We start from the raw sequence: 19,590 nt of genomic DNA, 5'->3' as shown, positions 1-19,590 counted from the left end.
TGTGCGCTTGCTTTTGGATAGGCAGCAAAAGTACCATGAGTGACTTGTTTGTGGAGGGGACGGCCAATGTTTACGGGAAGTATTGTTGCACTGGTTACGCCGATGGACGACAAAGGTGCTGTCGATCGCGCGAGCCTAAAAAAATTGATCGATTATCATGTAGCCAGTGGCACCGCGGCGATCGTTTCCGTAGGGACCACCGGCGAGTCCGCAACGCTTGCCCATGACGAGCACGTTGACGTGGTGCTGCAGACGCTGGAGCTGGCCGACGGCCGCATCCCGGTGATCGCCGGCACCGGCGCCAACGCCACCGCCGAAGCCATCGCGCTCACCACCCGCTTCGCCAATACCGGCGTAGTGGGCTGCCTGACGGTGACGCCGTACTACAATAAGCCGACGCAGGAAGGGCTGTACCAGCACTTCAAGGCGATCGCCGAGAGCACCGAGCTGCCGCAGATCCTGTATAACGTGCCTTCGCGCACCGGCTGCGACATGCTGCCGCCGACCATCGCTCGGCTGGCGAAAATCAAGAATATTGTTGCTGTAAAAGAAGCGACGGGGAACTTAAGTCGCGTTAGTCAGATCCAAGTGCTGGTTGACGATGAAGACTTCATTTTGCTGAGCGGCGACGACGCCAGCGGGCTGGACTTCATGCAACTGGGCGGCAAAGGGGTGATTTCCGTGACGGCCAACGTGGCCGCGCGCGAGATGGCGGAACTTTGCGCGCTGGCGGCGCAGGGCAAATTTGCCGAAGCGCGCCGCTTAAATCAGCGCTTGATGCCGTTGCATCAGGATCTATTTGTAGAAGCAAACCCAATTCCGGTGAAGTGGGCCTGTAAGGCGTTGGGATTGATGGCAACCGATACGCTGCGTCTGCCGATGACGCCGTTGAGCGAAGCCGCCCGCCCGGTGGTGGAGCGCGCGCTGAAAAGCGTCGGTTTGCTGTAACTCTAAGGGAAATTTGATGGCTTATTCATTGCAAAAGTCGACGGTAGCAAAAGTAGTGGGCATCTCCTTGGTGATGATGCTGGCAGCCTGCAGCAGCGATCAGCGCTACAAGCGCCAGGTCAGCGGCGACGAGGCTTACCTCGACGCGGCTCCGCTCAAGGCGCTGAACGCGCCGTCCGGCATGATCCTGCCGGTGCAGAGCGGCAACTATGACGTTCCCGCCACGACGCTGCAAGGCAACGTCGGCAAGCAACTGGACATTCGTCCGCCGGTGCAGCCGTTGGCGCTGCTGAGCGGTTCACGCGCGCAATACGCCGGCGACAGCGGCACGCTGCTGCTGGAAAACAGCCCGCAGAACCAGAACCTGTGGTCGCGCGTGGTCAGCCTGCTGCAGGCGAAGAACATCGCGATCGCTTCCCGCCAGGACGCCGGTCAGACCCTGACCACCGACTGGGTGAAGTGGAACCGTCTGGACGAAGACAACCAGTACGAAGGCCGTTATCAGATCAGCGTGCAGCAGCAGGGCTACCAGCAGGCGCTGGTGGTGAAAAGCGTTGGCCTGCAGCAGCAGGGCAAGACTGAGCAGGTGACCGACCAGTCTGAGATTCAGCGCTACAATGGCATGATGATCAACACCCTGATCGAAGGCCTGGACAAGCAGGACAACCTGGCGAGCAGCCAGACCGCCAGCCGCTTCGGCGCGCTGGACGTGCAGAGCGGCGCCGATGACACCGGCCTGCCGATGCTGGTGGTGCGCGGCCCGTACACCGTGGTGTGGGATCGCCTGCCGGCGGCGCTCGAAAAACTGGGGATGAAAGTGGGTGACCGCAGCCGTCCGCAGGGCACCGTTGCCGTGACCTACAAGTCCCTGAGCAGCAGCGATTGGGATGCGTTGGGCGTCAAGGATCCTGAACTGGCGGAAGGCGATTACAAACTGCAGGTCGGCGATCTCAACAACCGCACCAGCCTGCAATTCATCGATCCGAAAGGCAAACCGCTGACCCAGTCGAAAAACGACGCACTGGTGGCGGCATTCCAGTCTGCCTTCAGTAAAACCAGCGTTAAATAATCAAAAAGGGGCTTCGGCCCCTTTTTGTTTTGTCGATACGGTATCGTTTGCGTCGCAGGTTTGGCACAATAGTGTCCGGCACGCCAAAGAATTCATTAGGTCAATTCTATACCCCCTAATTTCGGGCCGCGCTCGGGAGACAACGGGGATACATCACTGGAGTAAGTAAGATGCAAAAGCTAGCTGAGCTGTATCGCGGAAAGGCAAAAACCGTTTACACCACCGAGAATCCCGATCTGTTGGTGTTGGAGTTCCGCAACGATACGTCAGCACTGGATGGTCAGCGCATTGAGCAGTTCGATCGCAAAGGCATGGTGAACAACAAGTTCAACCATTTCATCATGAGCAAACTGGAAGAAGCCGGCATCCCGACCCAGATGGAGCGTCTGCTGTCCGACAACGAAGTGCTGGTGAAGAAGCTGGACATGGTGCCGGTGGAGTGCGTGATCCGCAACCGCGCCGCCGGTTCGCTGGTGAAGCGTCTGGGCATCGAAGAAGGACTGGAGCTGAATCCGCCGCTGTTCGATCTGTTCCTGAAAAACGACGCCATGCACGATCCGATGGTCAACGAATCCTACTGCGAAACCTTTGGCTGGGTGAGCAAAGAGCATCTGGCGCGCATGCGCGAGCTGAGCTACCGCGCCAACGACGTGTTGACCCAGCTGTTCGACGACGCGGGCCTGATCCTGGTCGACTTCAAGCTGGAGTTCGGCCTGTTCAACGGTGAAGTGGTGCTGGGCGATGAGTTCTCGCCGGATGGCAGCCGCCTGTGGGACAAAAACACCCTGGACAAGATGGACAAAGACCGTTTCCGTCAAAGCCTGGGCGGCCTGATCGAAGCCTATGAAGAAGTGGCGCGCCGCATCGGCGTGAAGCTCGACTAAGCATTGGCACCGCCATTCGGGGCGATCCGGCCGGATCGTCCCGCTATTCTGCGTTTTTCCAGAAAATTTCTACATTTCCTCCGCGGCAGACCATTTATAATGATGGATGCGAGATGACTAAAACCTATCCCACTCAGGCTTGAAGCTGCCTTTGCGCTTACGATCGCGGCGCAACTTCAACGAGCAGGGGAAATATCTGGAGTATATTTATGCGTTGGCAAGGGCGTCGGGAAAGTGACAATGTTGAGGATCGTCGCGGGCAGTCTTCAGGTTTGGGCGGCGGTGGCGGCGGTTTCCGCGTGCCGGTGCGCGGCAAGGGCGGCATCGTCATTTTGGTGGTGGTGCTGGTGGCCGGCTATTACGGCATCGATCTGTCGCCGCTATTGAACGGCGGTAACGTCGCACCGCAGGGTCAACAGCAGAGCGCCAACATCAGTCCGAAAGACGATGAGCTGGCCAAATTCACTTCGGTGGTACTGGCCTCCACCGAGGATAACTGGAAAGAGATTTTCCAGCGCATGGGCAAAACCTATCAACCGCCGAAGCTGGTGATGTATCGCGGCGTCACGCGCACCAGCTGCGGCACCGGCCAGGCGGCGATGGGGCCGTTCTACTGCCCGGGTGACAGAACGGTGTATATCGATCTGTCTTTCTATCAGGACATGAAAACCAAGCTGGGCGCCGGCGGTGATTTCGCCCAGGCCTATGTGGTGGCGCACGAAGTCGGCCACCACGTGCAGAACCTGCTGGGCATCGAGCCCAAGGTGCGCCAGATGCAGCAGGGCGCCAGCCAGGCGGAAGTGAACCGTCTGTCGGTGAAAATGGAGCTGCAGGCGGACTGCTTCGCCGGCGTGTGGGGCAAATACGCCGAGAAGCAGCAGATGCTGGAAGAGGGCGACCTGCAGGCGGCGCTGAACGCCACGCAGGCGATTGGCGACGATCGGTTGCAGCAGCAGAGCCAGGGCCGCGTCGTGCCGGACAGCTTCACCCACGGCACTTCGCAGCAGCGCTACACCTGGTTTAAACAGGGCTTCGACAGCGGCGATCCCAATACCTGCAACACCTTCGCATCCCGTTAACACCTCACGTGCCGGAGCCTGACTCCGGCATTTTTTTCGAATTGAGATACAGCCTTATGCTACAGGCAGCGCAACAACTCATGCGGCGGCAGGGCATCCGGCGCCTGCTGGTGCTCAGCGGCGAACCTGACTGGTGCCGCGAACAGGCGCAGCGGCTGGCGGCGACGTTGCCCGGCGACTGGCCGTGGGTGGGGGAAAAACCGCCGCCCGGCCTGACGGCGTTGGCGAGCGGCGCAGTGCGCCAACTGCTGGGGCAGGAACGGCTGCACGCGGTGTTCGACGCCGGTCAGTCGCTGGACGTGGAGGCGTTGGCGGCGCTGTGCGGCGTATTGCGTGCCGGCAGCTGGCTGCTGTTGCTGACGCCGCCCTGGCGGCAATGGCCGCAGCAGCCGGACGGCGACAGCCTGCGCTGGAGCGATTGCCCGCAGCCAATTACCACCCCGCATTTCATCCACCATCTGCAACAGCATCTGGTCGACGACCGAGAAGTGACGATCTGGCGGCAGGATGAGCCCCTGACGCTGGCCGCGCTGCCGGCGCGTGAAGGATGGCAACCGCCGGATGGACGGCCGACCGAGGAACAGCAGGCGATCTTGACGGCGCTGCTGCAGGCCGAATCCGGCGTGTGGGTGCTGACCGCCGCCCGCGGCCGCGGCAAATCGACGCTGGCCGGCATGCTGGTAGCGCAGTCGCCGCTGACCTGCTGGATAACCGGGCCGAGCCGCGCCGCCACTGAGGTGGCCGGGGAATGGGCGCAGGGGCGCGCGCAGTTTTGGGCGCCCGATGCCTTGCTGGCGCAGTGCCGGGAGGGTGACGTCAGCGCCGTGGGGTGGCTGCTGGTGGATGAAGCGGCGGCGATCCCTGCGCCGCTGTTGCAGCAGCTGATCGGTTATTTCCCGCGCGTGCTGCTGACCACCACGGTGCAGGGCTATGAGGGCACCGGCCGCGGTTTTCTGCTGAAGTTTTGCGCCGGGCTGCCTTCCTATCAGGCGTTGAGTCTGCAACAGCCGATGCGCTGGGCACAGGGGGATGCGCTGGAGCGGATAACGGACAATGCGCTGTTGTTCAACGAGCTGCCCGCCTGGCCGGCGGATGGCCAGACGATCGATTACAGCCAGGCGGAGCAGCGCGAACTGTGCGCCGATCCGCAGCGGCTGGCGCGTTTCTATGCTCTGCTGAGCAGCGCGCATTACCGCACTTCGCCGCTGGATTTGCGCAGGCTGATGGATGCGCCCGGCATGCACTTCGGGCTGGCGCAGGCCGGGCAGGAGGTGGTCGGCGCCGTGTGGCTGGTGGACGAAGGCGGCTTGAGCGCCGAGTTGGCGCACGATGTGTGGGCTGGCCGCCGCCGGCCGCGCGGCAACCTGGTGGCGCAGTCGTTGGCGGCGCATGGCGGCCAGTGGTGGGCGCCGACGCTGCGGTCACGGCGCATTACCCGCATCGCGACGCTGCCGGCGTTGCGGCGGCAGGGTATCGCGCGTCAGCTGGTCGAGCGGCAACGCCGTCAGGCGCAGGGGCTGGATTTTCTGTCGGTCAGCTTTGGCTATACCGAGCCGCTGTGGCGCTTTTGGCAATCCTGCGGTTTCGAGCTGGTGCGCATCGGCAGCAAGCCGGAGGCCAGCAGCGGCTGCTATACCGCGATGGCTATCTTGCCCCTGAGCGAGCAAGGAGAGGCGCTGCGGCACGCGGCGCACAAGCATCTGGCGCGCGACTGGCCCTGGCTGCGGCAGCGTATTGAACTCGCGCTGGCGATCCCGGGCGACGACGGCGACACGCCGCTGGGCGAAGAGGATTGGCGCGAGCTGGCCGGGTTCGCTTTCGCCCATCGGCCGCTGGAGGCCAGCCTGGGGGCACTGCAGCGTTTGCTGTTGGCCAGCAATCTGCCGCTGCCCACGCTGCGCGGCCATCTGCAACGGCGGCAATCCCCGGCGGCCTGCGCGGAGCTGGCGGGCGTCAGCGGGCAGAAAGCCTTGCTGCGCCACTGGCGGCACGAAGCGGCGCAGGCGCTGGAACAGCTGAATGCGCAGCACTGCCGCTACTGGCGCGACTGGACGCAGTCGTTGCAATAAATTGAATAACTCGCTCAATAAAACCCGATTTTCCCGATTTCTCAACGGCGTATAGTCACTGTCAGCGGTGAGGTGGCGACTGTCGCCGCACCAGGTTTGGTTACTATTAAGGAGTCATCGATGAAACATGAGCATTTCGTTGTCCAAAGCCCGGCGACCCCGGCGGCGCAGCTGATCTTGCTGTTTCACGGTGTCGGCGACAACCCGGTGGCGATGGGGGAGATCGGCAGCTACTTCGCCAAAGACTTTCCTCAGGCACAGGTGGTGAGCATCGGTGGCCCCGAAGCGTTCGGCAACGGCGCCGGGCGCCAGTGGTTTTCGGTGCAGGACGTGACCGAAGAGAATCGCGCGGCCCGCATCGCAGACGTAATGCCGCAGTTTGTGGCGGTGGTGCGCCATTGGCAGCGGCTGAGCGGCGTAGGCTATGCCGGCACGGCGCTGGTGGGGTTCTCGCAGGGGGCGATCATGGCGCTTGAGGCGCTAAAAGCGGAAAACCGGCTGGCCGGGCGCGTGGTCGCGTTCAGCGGGCGTTTCGCCCAGCTGCCTGAGCAGGCTTTCGGCGACAGCGTGGTGCATTTGATCCACGGTGAAGAGGACGCGGTGATCGCGGTGCAACACGCTCACGCGGCGGCAGAAGCGCTACGGGCCGGCGGCGCCGATTTTACGCTGGACGTGGAGGAAAACGTCGGGCACGCAATCAACCAGGGCATGATGAACGCCGCGCTGGAAAGGCTGCATTATTATGTGCCGCAGCGCTACTGGGACGAGGCATTGTCCGGCAAGCGCGGCGAGCTGATCGCCTTTCGCTAAAAATTCAGGGCGCCGATGAGCGCCCTGATGTCATTTCTTTTTCGGCCAGTCGTCTTCGTCATCCCACTGGGCGTTGTTGTCGCGGTGCGGCGGTATCTCCGGCTTGTTGGCCAGATAGCTTTTCACGTCGACGCGGCGCAGTTCCTTAATGCCGCTGACGACCATTCCCACCAGAACCAGCAGGATAATCCACCAGTAATCAGCTAACCATTGCATAGCTACTCCTTTCCTTCACTGCGTATAAAACGCGAAAAAATCGATGGCAGATGGCGTTCGAGCCATTCGGCACCGGCGACCTCCTTATCTTGCCAGGCCGCCAGCAACAGCGCCGGGCTCAGCAAATGCTCGGCTTCTTGCGCCAGCGGCCGGTAGCTCAGATGCCACGGCTCTACCGCCACGCCGCCACTGTCTTCGGTAAAGGGGCGATAGAAACCGAACTCGGCCATATGCGCCGTCAGCCACTGGTTGAGCGGCGCAAAGTAACCGCCTTCTTCATATTCCCACGGCTCCAGCTGAAGCTTTTGCCCTTCCGGCAGCAGCGACGGGTCATACACGTCGAGATCGCTGCCCCAGTGATGGCGGCTGGCACCCGGCAGGGCCGACCAGCGCAGGATCGCCTCACAGCGCTCGGCGGCGGACAGCGGCGCGACGTCTATCGGGCGGCTGTCCTTATCTAATACTGGCCGCTGACCACAGAATTTGCCATTCCAGATCGCTAACTGCCGGTCGAAATCGCGGAAGGTGCTGGCGGGCTGGAGATCGAATCCCGCCTCACGCGCCGCCTGCTGCATCGCCAGGAAGGCGTTGACCGCCTGCGGCTGCAGCCGATGGTTCCCGCTCAACGGCGCCAGGTGTTCGGTTGAGCGGCCGGTGAGCATCTCTGCGTTGATCATGCGACCAATTGCTCCATGATGCGTTGATACATGCGGCTCAGCAGCTGCAGATCCGCGGCGTTGACACATTCGTTGACCTTGTGGATGGTGGCGTTGACCGGCCCCAGCTCCACCACCTGCGCGCCCATCTGCGCGATGAAGCGGCCGTCGGAGGTGCCGCCGGTGGTCAGCAGCTGCGGCGTCAATTCAGAATAGTGCTCGACGGCGTTTACCACCGCATCCACCAGCGCGCCGCGCGAGGTGAGGAACGGCTGGCCGGACAGCCGCCACTCGATGCTGTAATTCAACTGGTGGCGTTCCAGCAGCTCTTCCACGCGCTGCTTGATCATCGCATCGGTGAGTTCGGTGCTGAAACGGAAGTTGAACTGCACGTAAAGATCGCCCGGGATCACGTTGTTGCTGCCGGTACCGGCCTGCACGTTGGCGATCTGCATGCTGGTCGGCGGGAAGAACTCGTTGCCGCGATCCCATTCGATCGCCACCAGTTCATTCAGCGCCGGCATGGCACGGTGCACCGGGTTGTCCGCCAGGTGCGGATAGGCGACGTGCCCCTGCACACCGTGAATGTGCAGGTTAGCGGTGATGGAGCCGCGTCGGCCGTTTTTCACCACGTCGCCGACGCGCTCGGTGCTGGACGGCTCGCCGACCAGGCAGTAATCCAGGCGCTCATTGCGCGACATCAGCGTTTCGACCACTTTAACCGTGCCGTGGGTGGCGCTGGCCTCTTCGTCTGAGGTGATCAGAAAAGCCAGGCGGCCCTGGTGATTCGGGTTGGCGGCGACAAAGCGCTCTGCGGCCACCACCATCGCGGCCAACGAGCCTTTCATGTCTGCCGCACCTCGGCCATACAGCATGCCGTCGCGGATCGCCGGTTCAAACGGCGGGTTATCCCAACGCTTCTCATCGCCGGTCGGCACCACGTCGGTATGCCCGGCAAACGCCAGGGTTTGCCCTTCGCCGCGCCAGGCCCAGAAGTTTTGGGTGTCTTCGAAGTCCATTGCCTCGACGGTGAAGCCGATCGCCTGCAGGCGATCTATCATCAACTGCTGGCAGCCTTCGTCATTTGGGCTGAGGGAAGGGCGTTTAATCAGCTGCTGGGCCAGTTCGATAACCGGGCAAGTCATACGGCGACCTCGGCGATAAATTGCTGGTAAGCGTCGGCGTTGAAACCGAGCAGGGCGTGGCCGTTGCCGTCGTCCAGCAGCGGGCGTTTGATGATCGCCGGCTGCGCCAGCATCAGCGCGATGGCGGCGTCGGCGTTATCGCAGGCGTTGCGTTGCGCTTCATCCAGCTTGCGCCAGGTGGTGCCGCGAGTATTGAGCAGCGGCTCCCAACCCAGTTGCGCGATGAAACCGCGCAACTGCTGTTCGGTCAGGCCGTCGGCGCGGTAGTCGTGAAAATGATAGGCCACGCCCTGATCTTCCAGCCAGCGGCGGGCTTTTTTGATGGTGTCGCAGTTTTTGATGCCGTACATCGTCAGCGTTGTCTGTTGCGGTTTGTTTGCCATGGCGTAAAGCTACCTGTCTCGTCGAGTCGATACTGAGCGGCGGGCGCGATCTTTGGCCCTCTCGCCGCCCGGCGATAGCAGAGATAATGCCAGTAAAGCGGCGGCGAGATCCAGACAACGATGCGGGCGAGGTGCGATTGGGTGCTTGGGAGAGGGAGAGGCAACGTGGCGGAGCGGCAGCCTTCGCCGGCGGTGCTCTCGAAGAGATGCCGGCGAATGCGTTCAGCCGCAAATGCGAATCTGAAGAAGAGGGCGTTACTCTTTATTTATTCTTATGTTTAAACGATCGGTTAAACAGCGCACGCGGGTAATGTGCAATAGCGGTTTTATCCGGCTGGCGCCGAGTTTTTTCATTATTCGTGACTTGTAATGATTGGCGGTTTTATTTCTGATATTCATGGCACTACTGATATCAGCCAGTGATTTTCCCGTCGACCATTCCGAGAGGAAAAGCGACTCGCGTTGGGACAGTTGCGGCGGCTCGGTATAGTGGCTGTAACGTTTATATAAGTCGCCGATCAGGTGGCTAAAACGGCTCAATGATATAAGGTTTGATAATATAATGGTCTTTCTGTCGACAATCACCATTTCATGCGGGCAGTCGGTGATAATGACTATTTTGTAGGTGTTGGGGTTGGCATATTCATCGCGGTAACGCGCTTCAAAATTGGCGATGGTGACATCGATGAAGCAGACTCTTTTGCGGCTAAAGCCGGCCGGTGCGCGTTTTTCCGCCCAGGTTTGCTTAATGAGTTGTCGGATGCCGACGGTGGTATAGGCACACTCGCTGAAAATATCAATTTCCATTTTATTATAGTCCTTTACTTTCTATTTCCCGGTGAGGATCGATATCTTAAAACATAAAAAAAGAAATAATATAAATAATTTCATGTTGAACTTATCTTGCGCCGCAAACTAATGAGCGGTAGCTGGGCGCGAGTTTCGCGGGGGAGTCATATACTAGCATGATTTATAACGAGTAAAATTTTTTTTAACCGACGGCCTAAGCAATGTGAGATCGATAAAATAGAAATCCTCTATTAATACCGTGGTTATTAAAAGGAATTAACATAGTTTGTGGCTATTAAATTTTTAATTTCGATCGTTTTTGTCGATCGTTTGTTGGCGAGTTTTGGGGCTAATGAATTAATTATTAAGATATTTCTTAGTTTTGTTACGTTCGGCGATTTTATTTCAATCGATGATAGAACCGGTTATGAAGCGGTGTGGAAATTAGCGTGGAAATTGATGTAAGGATAAATCTAAACAAAGAAAATGCGATGTTTTTAGCTACAAACATCGCATAAATGTGGGTGATTGATACGGAGAGCTAGCGTGAAAGAATGTCATATCGAAATTTCCGATCGGGTAACACCGGAAATAACGTCCTGTATCGCGGAAGGGTTGGACCGTTTTAATGATCAACAGATCGGCTACGGCGATCGTCTGCCGCTGGCGGTGGTGGTAAAAGATCCCGACAGTGGGGACGTTCTGGGGGGAATTACCGGGCGTTCATCATTAGGGCTGCTGTTTCTCGATCTCTTTTATCTGCCGGAAGCGCTGCGCGGCACGGGGCTGGGCAGCGAACTGTTGCGCCGTTTCGAACAGGAAGGCCGCCGGCGCGGTTGCCTTTCCGCCGTCTTGTACACCATCAGCTTTCAGGCGCCGGACTTTTATCAACGGCATGGCTGGCAACGCATGGGCGAAGTGCCTTGCTTGCCGCCGGGGACTAGCCGCATCTTTATGAGCAAAACCCTGTGAAGCGCGTTTAACGCACGTAGCCTCCCTGTTGCAGGCGCTGCAGGGAGGCGCCGTCCGCATACACCATGCCGGTGGTCAAATCGTGAAAGCCGTACTTTTTATAAAAGGCCAGCTTTTCCGGGACGGAATAGATGAAAATCTTGCCGAGTGGCGCCAGGTCTTGCATCACCCGATCCATCAACCGGCGCCCCAATCCCTGCCCCTGAAAGCGCGGATCGATCGCCACGTCGGCCAGGTAAGCGACCGAGGTCAGATCGCTGATGGCGTGCGCGGTAGCGATCAGCTTGTCGCCGATAAACCCCCAATAGCAAAACTGGCTGTGTTGGTAAACGCGCCGCAGGGTGTGCGGATCGCGCTTGCCCAGTCCGGCTGCCTTCAGCAATTCGCACAGTCGCTACCAGTCGATGGCGCGGCGGTTCAAATCGGTGACAATTTCCATCGTTTTCCTCTAACCAATAAGATTGAGATCGGCGGCATAGTGCCGAATGGCGCGCTGATAGCCGCGGATGTCGGGGTCTGACGAGGTGTCCGCCAACAGCAACAACAGATCGGCCACGGCCCGTTTATTTTCGCCCAGGTTGTACAGCGTCATGGCGCGAAACAGCATCAGCTCGTTGGCCTGCGGGAACTCGGTCAGGCCGTCGTCGAAAGCCCGTAGCGAAGCCGGGTATTCTCCCAGGGCGCGGTAGGTGCTGCCGAGGCCCAGCCAGGCTTCGCGGCGCTGGGCGGGCGGCAAATCGCGGGCCAGCGCCGCGAGGTAGCAGGGAATGGCCTGTTGCTCCAGACCCTGTACGTCATACAGGCAGGCCAGCTGAAAGTGCAGCATCGCCGCTTCCGGCTCTGCCGCCAGCTGCCGTAGCGCCAGAGCAGTGGCTTCCTGATAGCGGCCCTGCGTTTTCAGCTGTGAAAGAGACAAGGAGGTGGGCATGATCGGCGCTCCATTGGCGTATTTTTATACCTTTTACACGCTATCGTGGAGAAATTGATATCACAAGGGAATAGCTGCACTGAGTATTGATCAGATAAATACGAAAATGTGCGCTAACCCCGGTTTCCGGGCCCGGCATCGTTCCCGTTTCCCTTCACATGGTCAAAAAACAGGCGTAGAATCCGCTTCGTCAAATAATTGAGGTTGTAAAGTATTATGGTTGATCGTGAATTAGGAAACTGGAAAGACTTCATTGATGAGATGTTGGGCAACTGACACAGCGTTGAAGCAGATGGCAAGGTTGAGTCATTGGAGCGTCACTGAAACACCTTGGGAACGAGATTATCGTTCGAAATAAAGCAGCATCGGTTCACCCGACGCTGCTTTTTTTATATCCCGCGGATCAGTCCCCGGCGGCCGTCGTATTGCCTGCCGGATGCGCTTTACCCGGGAAACGGCGGCGCACCAGCACGAAGAACAGCGGCACGAAGAAAATGGCCAGCAGGGTGGCGGAGATCATGCCGCCCATGACCCCGGTGCCGACCGCATGCTGGCTGCCGGAACCGGCGCCGCTGCTGGTGGTCATCGGCAGCACGCCGAAGATAAACGCCAGCGAGGTCATCAGGATCGGCCGCAGACGCATGCGTGACGCATCGAGCGTGGCGGACATCAGATCCTGCCCTTTATGATTCAGCTCATTGGCGAACTCGACGATCAGAATGGCGTTTTTCGCCGACAGCCCAATGATGGTCAGCAGGCCAACCTGGAAATAAACGTCGTTCTCCAGGCCGCGCAGCCAGGTGGCGGCGACCGCGCCGATCACCCCCAGCGGCACCACCAGCATCACCGAGAACGGGATCGACCAGCTCTCATACAGCGCCGCCAGGCACAGGAACACCACCAGCAGCGAGATGGCGTACAGCGCCGGCGCCTGCGAGCCGGACAGCCGTTCCTGATAGGACATCGCGGTCCATTCCAGGCCGAAGCCGGTCGGCAGCTGGCTGACCAGCTTCTCCATTTCCGCCATGGCGGTGCCGGTGCTGACGCCGTTGGCCGCCTCGCCGACGATCTCCAGCGCCGAGCTGCCGTTATAGCGCTCCAGCCGCGGCGAGCCGTACTCCCAGTGCGAGCTGGCGAAGGCCGAGAACGGCACCATGCCGCCCGCGCTGTTGCGTACATACCATTTGTTAATGTCATCCGGCAGCATGCGGAACGGCGCCGCGGCCTGTACGTAGACTTTTTTCACCCGGCCGCGGTCGACGAAGTCGTTGACGTAGGTCGAGCCCCAGGCGGTGGAGAGGGTATTGTTGATGTCGTCGATAGACACGCCCAGCGCCTGGGCCTTGCGCTGATCGATATCGATTTGCAGCTGCGGGCTGTCGTCCAGGCCGTTGTGGCGCACGCGCGACAGCAGCGGGTTTTGCCCGGCCAGCTGCAGCAGCTGATCGCGCGCCGCCATCAGCTTGGCGTGGCCGAGCCCGGCGTGGTCTTCCAACTCCATATCGAAGCCGGAGGAGTTGCCGAGGCCGGTGATCGCCGGCGGGCTGCTGGCGATCACCCGCGCTTCGTTAATCTTGTTGAATGCCAGCGTGGCGCGATCGATGATGTCGAACGAACTGTTGGCGCCCGAGGTGCGCAGATCCCAGTCTTTCAATCGCACGAACAGGCGCGCCACGTTCTGGCCGTTGCCGCCGGGGCCGGAGCCGATGATGGCGAACACCGACACCACATCCTGTTTCTCTTCGGTCAGGAAATACTGCTCGACCTTTTCCACCACCTTAGAGGTTTGCTGCAGGGTGGAGCCCGCCGGCAGCTGCACCTGTACGGTGAAGATACCGCGGTCTTCCTGCGGCAGGAACGAGGTTGGCAGCTTGATGAACAGCAGCGCCATGCCGCCGAGCAACAGCAGATAAATCACCATGTAGCGGCCGCTGGCGTGCAGGATCCGCCCCACGCCGCGCTCATAGCGTTCGGCGTTGCGGTTGAACATGCGGTTGAACCAGCCGAAGAAGCCGCGCTTGCCGTGATGGTGCCCCTTGGCGATCGGTTTGAGCAGCGTGGCGCACAGGGCCGGGGTCAGGATCATCGCCACCAGTACCGACAGCACCATGGCGGAGACGATGGTAATGGAGAACTGGCGATAGATGGCGCCGGTGGTGCCACCGAAGAACGCCATCGGCACAAACACCGCCGACAGCACCAGCGCGATGCCGACCAGCGCGCTCTGGATTTGCCCCATGGATTTGCGCGTGGCCTCACGCGGCGGCAGGCCTTCCTCGCTCATCACGCGTTCGACGTTTTCCACCACCACGATGGCGTCGTCCACCAGCAGGCCGATCGCCAGCACCATGGCGAACATGGTGAGGGTATTGATACTGAAGCCGCAGGCGGAAAGGATGGCGAAGGTGCCCATCAGCACGACCGGCACGGCGATGGTGGGGATCAGCGTGGCGCGGAAGTTCTGCAGGAACAGGTACATCACCAGGAACACCAGCAGGATGGCTTCCAGCAGCGTTTTCACCACGTCCTTGATCGAGGCTTTGACGAACGGGGTGGTTTCATAGGCCACCTTGGCCTCCAGCCCGTGTGGGAAGTACTGCGACAGCTCGGCGATCTTGTCTTTCACCAGCTGATCGGTCTGCAGTTCGTTGGCGCCGGAGGCCAGCTTGATGTTCATGCCTGCGGCCTGCATGCCGTTGTAGCGGCTGAGGTAGTTGTAGTTCTCGCCGCCCAACTCAACGGTGGCGACGTTGCCCAGCGTCACCAGCGAACCGTCCTGATTGACCCGCAGGGTGATCTGGCGGAACTGTTCCGGCGTCTGGAGCTGCGACTGGGCGTTGATGGTGGCGTTCAGCGCCTGTTTATCGACCGACGGCGTGCCGCCCAGCTGGCCGACCGCCACTTGGGCGTTCTGCGACTGAATGGCCTTGACCACGTCCTGGGTCGTGAGCTGGTAGCTGTTGAGCTTGTTGGGATCGAGCCAGATGCGCATGGCGTATTGCGAGCCGTACACGTCCATGCTGCCGACGCCGTTGATACGGCTGAGCGGATCCTGCAGGTTGGAGACGATGTAATCGGCAATGTCCTGCTTGTCCATGCTGTTGTCGGTGGAGACGAACGCCACCATCATCAGCGTGGTGTCGCCGGATTTCGACACCGTGACCCCCTGATTCTGCACCGCCTGCGGCAGACGTTTGATCGCCGCCTGCAGCTGGTTTTGCACCTGCTGCATCGCCTCGTTGGGATCGGTGCCGGCTTCGAACGTCAGCGTGACGGTGGCCTGGCCGGTATTGGTGCTCTGCGACGACATATACATCATGTTGTCGAGGCCGGTCATATTCTGTTCAATGATTTGGGTAACGGTGTTTTCCAGCGTTTGCGCCGAAGCACCTGGGTAAGTTGCGCTGATGCGCACGTTCGGCGGCGCCAAATTCGGGTATTGTTCTACCGGTAGGGAAGAAATCGCCAACGCCCCGGTCAGGCAAAGAATAATTGCCAGCACCCAGGCGAAAATCGGGCGATCAATAAAAAAATTGGCCATGCAGCGCGAACCTCGTTATGACTTGTTCTATCTTTAAAACGCATCAGAATTATGCATTTCAGCGGCAGGGAGGGATCCCGGCGCTATTGCACTGTACTCGGGATAGCCGAGGAAAGCGTGGAGAAAAAAAGGAGATAGTGTAAATAACGGTAGCGGAAAACGGCGTGGGTGCACTGACGGCGGTAATTGTACGCTATTAAGACATTTTTATTACTATCAAAGGCCTTGCGCATCTCTTCGCCGCAGGGAACCGGAAAGTAAAAACTGGACTTACCTTACAGCAGGAGCTTGGCATGGGAATTAACCCGGTATTTGCCCGTCGGCTTTATTTGTGCTGGCTGATCAGCCACAGTGAGCGGCCCAATGTGCCGCGGTTGATGGCGCTGACCGGCTGGCCGCGCCGCACGTTGCAGGATGTGCTGAAGGCGCTGCCCGGCATGGGCGTCGAGCTGCAGTTCGTGCAGCAGGGCGTGCGTAACAACGACGGTTTTTATCAGTTGGAAAGCTGGGGGCCGTTCAACAAGAGCTGGGTGCACCAGCATCATCAGGCGCTGCTCAGCGCCATCGAGTAAGCTGCCCCGGCGCATTGGCCGGGGCGGGGCGATCATTGACTTTTGTGCTCCAGGTACATCACCGTCGCCGCCACGCGAGAACGCACGTCCAGCTTGCGCAGTATGTTGCGGATGTGCACCTTCACGGTTTCTTCAGAGATATGCAACTGCGCCGCCACCTGCTTGTTGGACAGGCCGCGCGCCACCTCTTGCAAGACGTCCAGCTCGCGTTCGGTCAAGGCGGCGAAGGGATCGCGTTGCTCGCCGCGCGCCAGCAAATAGTCGGCCATGGCGTCGCTGATCACGTTCTGCCCTTCGGCGGCGGCGCTGATGTGTTCCAGCAGCTGTTCCGGCTCGCTGTCCTTCAGCAGGTAGCCGTCGGCGCCGGTGTCGATCAGCGCATACAGATCGCTGCGCGCGTCGGAAACCGTCAGCACGATGATGCGCGCATCCACGCCTTCGTCGCGCAGGGCCCGCAGCGTGTCCAGCCCGGACATGCCTTTCATGTTCAGATCCAACAAGATCACGTCCGGCGTGTGCTGCAGTGCCAGCGCCACCGCCTCGCTGCCGTTGCCGGCCTCCGCCACCACGCTAAATCGCGCATCCAGTCCCAGCAGTTGTTTGATGCCGCGCCGCATCAACGGATGATCGTCAACGATCATGACTCGGTATTGCTTCATCACCATGAAATATGCTCCCTGTAGCAAGTAAAGCCACTCAAACGCGCCCTGCGGCGTGCTTCACAGTGGGACTGTCTCTTCAAAAATAGCGGCAATCAGCGCCGTAAACCTCCCCGGACGGCCTTCCGCCCGGCGGCAACCGTAACGCAGAATGAACAGCCGCAAGGTCAGGGCGAGAATGTCAGGCAAACCGCCGTGCCGCCGCCGCTTCTGTGCTGAATGTGCAGCGTTCCTCCCAATCGCGCCGCGCGTTCGCTCATGATGGTCAAACCATAATGCCCTTCCGGTTCCTCCAGACTGGCGATGCCGCAACCGTCGTCGATAATGCTGAAAACGTTGTCGCCTGCGGCGTTGACCTCGCAACACACCGTAATCTCGTTCGCCCCGGCGTGCTTGACGGCATTGAGCACCGCCTCGCGCACGATCTGCAGTGCGTGCACCTGCTGCTGGGCGTTGAGCGCCTGCGAAGACAGCCGACAGTGTAACTGAATCCGCGCGGGGGTTAGCGCTTTTAATGGCTGCAACAGCTGCTCCAGCGCGGCGTTCAGGTCCGCCTCCTGAATATTGAGACGGAAGGTGGCCAGTAATTCTCTCAGTTGGCGATAGGCATCGGCCAGCGTGCGATCGAAATCGTCGATAATCGCCTTTGCCGCCGGCGTATCGGCGGCGCGCCTGAGCAGCGTAAGCTGAATGCGCAGGAACGACAGCGTCTGCGCCAGCGAATCGTGCAGCTCGCGGGCGATGGTCGCGCGCTCTTCCATCAACAGCAAATATTGGTGCTGCTTTTGCGCCCGGTTGAAGTAGACGCCGCGGCCCAGCATATTGGCCAGGCTCTGCATCAGATGAGGATGCGGCGGGTGCGCCTCGGGCTGCCAACGCAGCTCGCCAAGCGGTTTGTCGCTCTGGGTGATCGGCAGCGTGTTCCAGGCTTGCGTCGGCGCCGGTTCCCCTTCATTCAGTTGCCACTGGCCGTGGTCGTCCGCCACGTTCAGCCGGATGCAGCGCAGCCGTTCGCTTTGGCGCACGATGCGCAGCACATTCTCGAACGCCTGCTGATCGATCTGGCGCACGCTCAGCGCCTGCGAACAGCGATACAGCACCTCCAGCGTTTCGTTGGCCTGCTGCAGGCGCCGGGTCTTTTCCTGTACTTTCAGCTCCAGCGACTGATAGAGCCGGGCCAGCTCGTCCGACATGGCGCTGAAGGTTTGCGACAGCACGCCGAGCTCGTTCGGCAGCGCCACGTCCAGCTGCGGGTGGCTGAAGTCGCGCTGCTGCACGCGCTGGCTGGCGTCGACCAGATGCTGCAGCGGCGTGACCACCTGGCGGCGCATAAAGCGAATGCAGAACAGCACCAGGCCGATGATGGCGGCGTAACCGATCACGCTGACGGCGGCCACCAGGGTGAGTTTCAGCTCGGAATAGCGCTGCAGGGCAGAAACGAAATGATCGACGCGGTTGACGTAGCCGGCGACCTCCGCCCGGTAGGCGGCCGCCTGCCCGCCGCGGATCTGGCGCTCCATTGTTTGCCATGCCCGTTGCAGCGCCAGATAGTGATTCCGCACCTCGGCCGGTACGTAAAACCGCGCCAGCTTTTGCAGCGCCGGCGCCTGTAAAGATTGCCGGTACTGCTGCAGGTGCAGCTCCAGCTCCGGGCTCTGCTGGTCGAGATCGAAGGCCAGCCGGTAGCTTTGCATGCGCAGCGAACCGGCGATATTGATCGCTTCGGCGTCGCTCTGGCTGCCGGCGACGGTGGTCAACGCCAACCCGGTGGCGAGCACCGACAGTATCACGATGCCGAACAGCGCTTTGGCCAGGCTGCCGGTCACGGAACGTTTAACAAGCAATCAAGGATCCTTCTCTCAGGTAGGGCGCGTCGCCAGTTTCATTCGAAAGCAAAACTATAACTTTTGCAACTAAAATGCACCGCGATTTGTATCAAGTTGTCAACAAAACGGGAACAATTGTGGTTGTGTAATCAAATGAATAGCGAAACGCTCGTCGATGTTCAGCGGCGGGCTGATTTCCTCCGGCGATTTGTCTTTGGGGGGCGAATCGCACTGGGTTTTATGCAATGTCATGCGCCTGAGCGCGACTTATTTTTCATTATTTTAAGCAATGTTAAGTCCCGGCTTGTCCGACGGGCGCGGTGTGATTTTTGTTGCAAATCGTCTGCCGCGGCGCGGCCTAATCGCGGTATGATCTTCAGGTTACTACTCAAGGGAAAAGGGCATGTCGTCGAAAATTGAGAATGTGAAGAAAGAGCTGCTGTCGGACAACTGGTATGTGCTGCACAAGTACACGTTCGATCTGAAACGCAAAAACGGCGGTTCGGTGCAACAGATGCGCGAGGTCTACGATCGCGGCAACGGCGCCACCATTTTGCTGTACAACCGCGCCAAGGGCACGGTGGTGCTGACCAACCAGTTCCGCATGCCGACCTATGTCAACGGCAACGAAAGCGGCATGCTGCTCGAGGCCTGCGCCGGCCTGCTGGACGCCGATTCGCCGGAGCAGTGCGCGCGCCGCGAAGCGGTGGAGGAAACCGGCTTCCAGGTGAGCGAGGTCAAGAAAATCTTCGAAGCCTACATGTCGCCGGGCGGCGTGACCGAGATCGTGCACTTCTTTATCGCCGAATACCATGACGATGAGCGGCGCGCGGCCGGCGGCGGCATTGAAGATGAAGATATCGAAGTGATCGAACTGCCGTTCAGCGAAGCGGTGGCGATGATCGCCGACGGCCGCATTAAAGACGGCAAGACCATCATGCTGCTGCAATATTTGCAGATTCATCGGGTGATGGAATAAAAAAAGCCGGTCATGATGACCAAGGCGGCTCAGTTAAGCCTGAGTGGCATTTTTTATCCAGCCTC

The 19,590-nt window shown here is 59.9% G+C and carries 21 protein-coding genes; 11 read left to right on the top strand and 10 right to left on the bottom strand.

Features of this window, described 5'->3' with window-relative positions; all coding sequences use genetic code 11:
* Positions 1 to 66: 66 nt before the first annotated feature.
* From dapA to ypfH, 6 genes are all read left to right on the top strand, one after another.
* On the top strand, positions 67 to 948 hold the full coding sequence (gene dapA / locus HMPREF3138_RS02700; protein ID WP_004941701.1) for a 4-hydroxy-tetrahydrodipicolinate synthase: 882 nt from the start codon (positions 67 to 69) through the stop codon (positions 946 to 948).
* Positions 949 to 964: 16 nt separating this feature from the next.
* Positions 965 to 2,017 (top strand): outer membrane protein assembly factor BamC, encoded by a 1,053-nt coding sequence (bamC, locus tag HMPREF3138_RS02695; protein ID WP_019453890.1) that lies wholly within the window; start codon positions 965 to 967, stop codon positions 2,015 to 2,017.
* 170 nt (positions 2,018 to 2,187) lie between these two features.
* Positions 2,188 to 2,901, top strand: a complete 714-nt coding sequence (gene purC / locus HMPREF3138_RS02690; RefSeq protein ID WP_038873669.1) for a phosphoribosylaminoimidazolesuccinocarboxamide synthase — start codon at positions 2,188 to 2,190, stop codon at positions 2,899 to 2,901.
* A 209-nt stretch (positions 2,902 to 3,110) separates the two neighbouring features.
* Positions 3,111 to 3,980: a KPN_02809 family neutral zinc metallopeptidase gene (locus HMPREF3138_RS02685; protein ID WP_038873666.1), complete on the top strand. Its 870-nt coding sequence runs from the start codon at positions 3,111 to 3,113 to the stop codon at positions 3,978 to 3,980.
* Positions 3,981 to 4,036: 56 nt separating this feature from the next.
* A complete protein-coding gene (locus HMPREF3138_RS02680) occupies positions 4,037 to 6,049 on the top strand; it encodes a tRNA(Met) cytidine acetyltransferase TmcA (protein WP_038873664.1) in 2,013 nt (670 codons plus the stop codon).
* Between the two features lie 120 nt (positions 6,050 to 6,169).
* Positions 6,170 to 6,859, top strand: a complete 690-nt coding sequence (gene ypfH / locus HMPREF3138_RS02675; protein ID WP_038873661.1) for an esterase — start codon at positions 6,170 to 6,172, stop codon at positions 6,857 to 6,859.
* Positions 6,860 to 6,889: 30 nt separating this feature from the next.
* Here the strand turns inward: ypfH and HMPREF3138_RS02670 are convergent, their stop codons facing one another.
* The 5 genes from HMPREF3138_RS02670 to HMPREF3138_RS02650 all read right to left on the bottom strand — a co-directional run bounded on the left by HMPREF3138_RS02670 (position 6,890) and on the right by HMPREF3138_RS02650 (position 10,066).
* Complete coding sequence (locus HMPREF3138_RS02670; RefSeq protein WP_004941720.1) at positions 6,890 to 7,075, bottom strand: YpfN family protein; 186 nt, start codon at positions 7,073 to 7,075, stop codon at positions 6,890 to 6,892.
* 2 nt (positions 7,076 to 7,077) lie between these two features.
* On the bottom strand, positions 7,078 to 7,752 hold the full coding sequence (locus tag HMPREF3138_RS02665) for a M15 family metallopeptidase (protein WP_038873658.1): 675 nt from the start codon (positions 7,750 to 7,752) through the stop codon (positions 7,078 to 7,080).
* Positions 7,749 to 8,876, bottom strand: coding sequence for a succinyl-diaminopimelate desuccinylase (gene dapE, locus HMPREF3138_RS02660; RefSeq protein WP_038873655.1), 1,128 nt, complete (start codon positions 8,874 to 8,876; stop codon positions 7,749 to 7,751). The genes HMPREF3138_RS02665 and dapE overlap by 4 nt, the downstream gene beginning before the upstream one ends.
* Complete coding sequence (locus HMPREF3138_RS02655; protein WP_038873652.1) at positions 8,873 to 9,259, bottom strand: ArsC family reductase; 387 nt, start codon at positions 9,257 to 9,259, stop codon at positions 8,873 to 8,875. The genes dapE and HMPREF3138_RS02655 overlap by 4 nt, the downstream gene beginning before the upstream one ends.
* 255 nt (positions 9,260 to 9,514) lie before the next feature.
* Complete coding sequence (locus tag HMPREF3138_RS02650) at positions 9,515 to 10,066, bottom strand: helix-turn-helix transcriptional regulator (protein WP_038873648.1); 552 nt, start codon at positions 10,064 to 10,066, stop codon at positions 9,515 to 9,517.
* Positions 10,067 to 10,336: 270 nt separating this feature from the next.
* On the opposite strand from HMPREF3138_RS02650, the gene HMPREF3138_RS26625 reads away from it, so the two are divergent.
* Complete coding sequence (locus HMPREF3138_RS26625) at positions 10,337 to 10,513, top strand: hypothetical protein (RefSeq protein ID WP_154292206.1); 177 nt, start codon at positions 10,337 to 10,339, stop codon at positions 10,511 to 10,513.
* 81 nt (positions 10,514 to 10,594) lie between these two features.
* A complete protein-coding gene (locus HMPREF3138_RS02645; protein ID WP_038873645.1) occupies positions 10,595 to 11,020 on the top strand; it encodes a GNAT family N-acetyltransferase in 426 nt (141 codons plus the stop codon).
* A gap of 7 nt (positions 11,021 to 11,027) precedes the next feature.
* Here HMPREF3138_RS02645 and HMPREF3138_RS02640 read toward each other — a convergent pair whose 3' ends face one another.
* Both HMPREF3138_RS02640 and HMPREF3138_RS02635 read right to left on the bottom strand, forming a co-directional pair.
* Entirely contained in the window at positions 11,028 to 11,411 is a 384-nt protein-coding gene (locus tag HMPREF3138_RS02640) for a GNAT family N-acetyltransferase (RefSeq protein WP_223294946.1), read from the bottom strand.
* 57 nt (positions 11,412 to 11,468) lie between these two features.
* The gene (locus tag HMPREF3138_RS02635; RefSeq protein WP_038873642.1) at positions 11,469 to 11,948 is read right to left on the bottom strand and encodes a tetratricopeptide repeat protein; all 480 of its coding nucleotides are present in this window, start codon (positions 11,946 to 11,948) and stop codon (positions 11,469 to 11,471) included.
* Positions 11,949 to 12,164: 216 nt separating this feature from the next.
* On the opposite strand from HMPREF3138_RS02635, the gene ypfM reads away from it, so the two are divergent.
* Entirely contained in the window at positions 12,165 to 12,224 is a 60-nt protein-coding gene (gene ypfM, locus HMPREF3138_RS27360) for a protein YpfM (RefSeq protein ID WP_100396732.1), read from the top strand.
* A gap of 127 nt (positions 12,225 to 12,351) precedes the next feature.
* On the opposite strand, the gene acrD is transcribed toward ypfM, so the two are convergent.
* On the bottom strand, positions 12,352 to 15,489 hold the full coding sequence (acrD, locus tag HMPREF3138_RS02630; protein ID WP_038873638.1) for a multidrug efflux RND transporter permease AcrD: 3,138 nt from the start codon (positions 15,487 to 15,489) through the stop codon (positions 12,352 to 12,354).
* A gap of 293 nt (positions 15,490 to 15,782) precedes the next feature.
* Here acrD and HMPREF3138_RS02625 point away from each other — a divergent pair, with 293 nt between their 5' ends.
* The gene (locus HMPREF3138_RS02625) at positions 15,783 to 16,061 is read left to right on the top strand and encodes a winged helix-turn-helix domain-containing protein (protein ID WP_004941750.1); all 279 of its coding nucleotides are present in this window, start codon (positions 15,783 to 15,785) and stop codon (positions 16,059 to 16,061) included.
* Positions 16,062 to 16,093: 32 nt separating this feature from the next.
* Here HMPREF3138_RS02625 and HMPREF3138_RS02620 read toward each other — a convergent pair whose 3' ends face one another.
* Both HMPREF3138_RS02620 and narQ read right to left on the bottom strand, forming a co-directional pair.
* The gene (locus HMPREF3138_RS02620; RefSeq protein ID WP_038873634.1) at positions 16,094 to 16,726 is read right to left on the bottom strand and encodes a response regulator; all 633 of its coding nucleotides are present in this window, start codon (positions 16,724 to 16,726) and stop codon (positions 16,094 to 16,096) included.
* A gap of 161 nt (positions 16,727 to 16,887) precedes the next feature.
* A complete protein-coding gene (gene narQ / locus HMPREF3138_RS02615; RefSeq protein ID WP_038873631.1) occupies positions 16,888 to 18,564 on the bottom strand; it encodes a nitrate/nitrite two-component system sensor histidine kinase NarQ in 1,677 nt (558 codons plus the stop codon).
* A 385-nt stretch (positions 18,565 to 18,949) separates the two neighbouring features.
* On the opposite strand from narQ, the gene nudK reads away from it, so the two are divergent.
* Complete coding sequence (gene nudK, locus HMPREF3138_RS02610) at positions 18,950 to 19,525, top strand: GDP-mannose pyrophosphatase NudK (protein WP_038873628.1); 576 nt, start codon at positions 18,950 to 18,952, stop codon at positions 19,523 to 19,525.
* Positions 19,526 to 19,590: the final 65 nt, after the last annotated feature.

Source organism: Serratia sp. HMSC15F11, assembly GCF_001808215.1.
In the GTDB taxonomy this organism is placed as follows: Bacteria; Pseudomonadota; Gammaproteobacteria; order Enterobacterales; family Enterobacteriaceae; genus Serratia; species Serratia nevei.
This window is presented reverse-complemented; position numbering and strand designations above follow the sequence as displayed.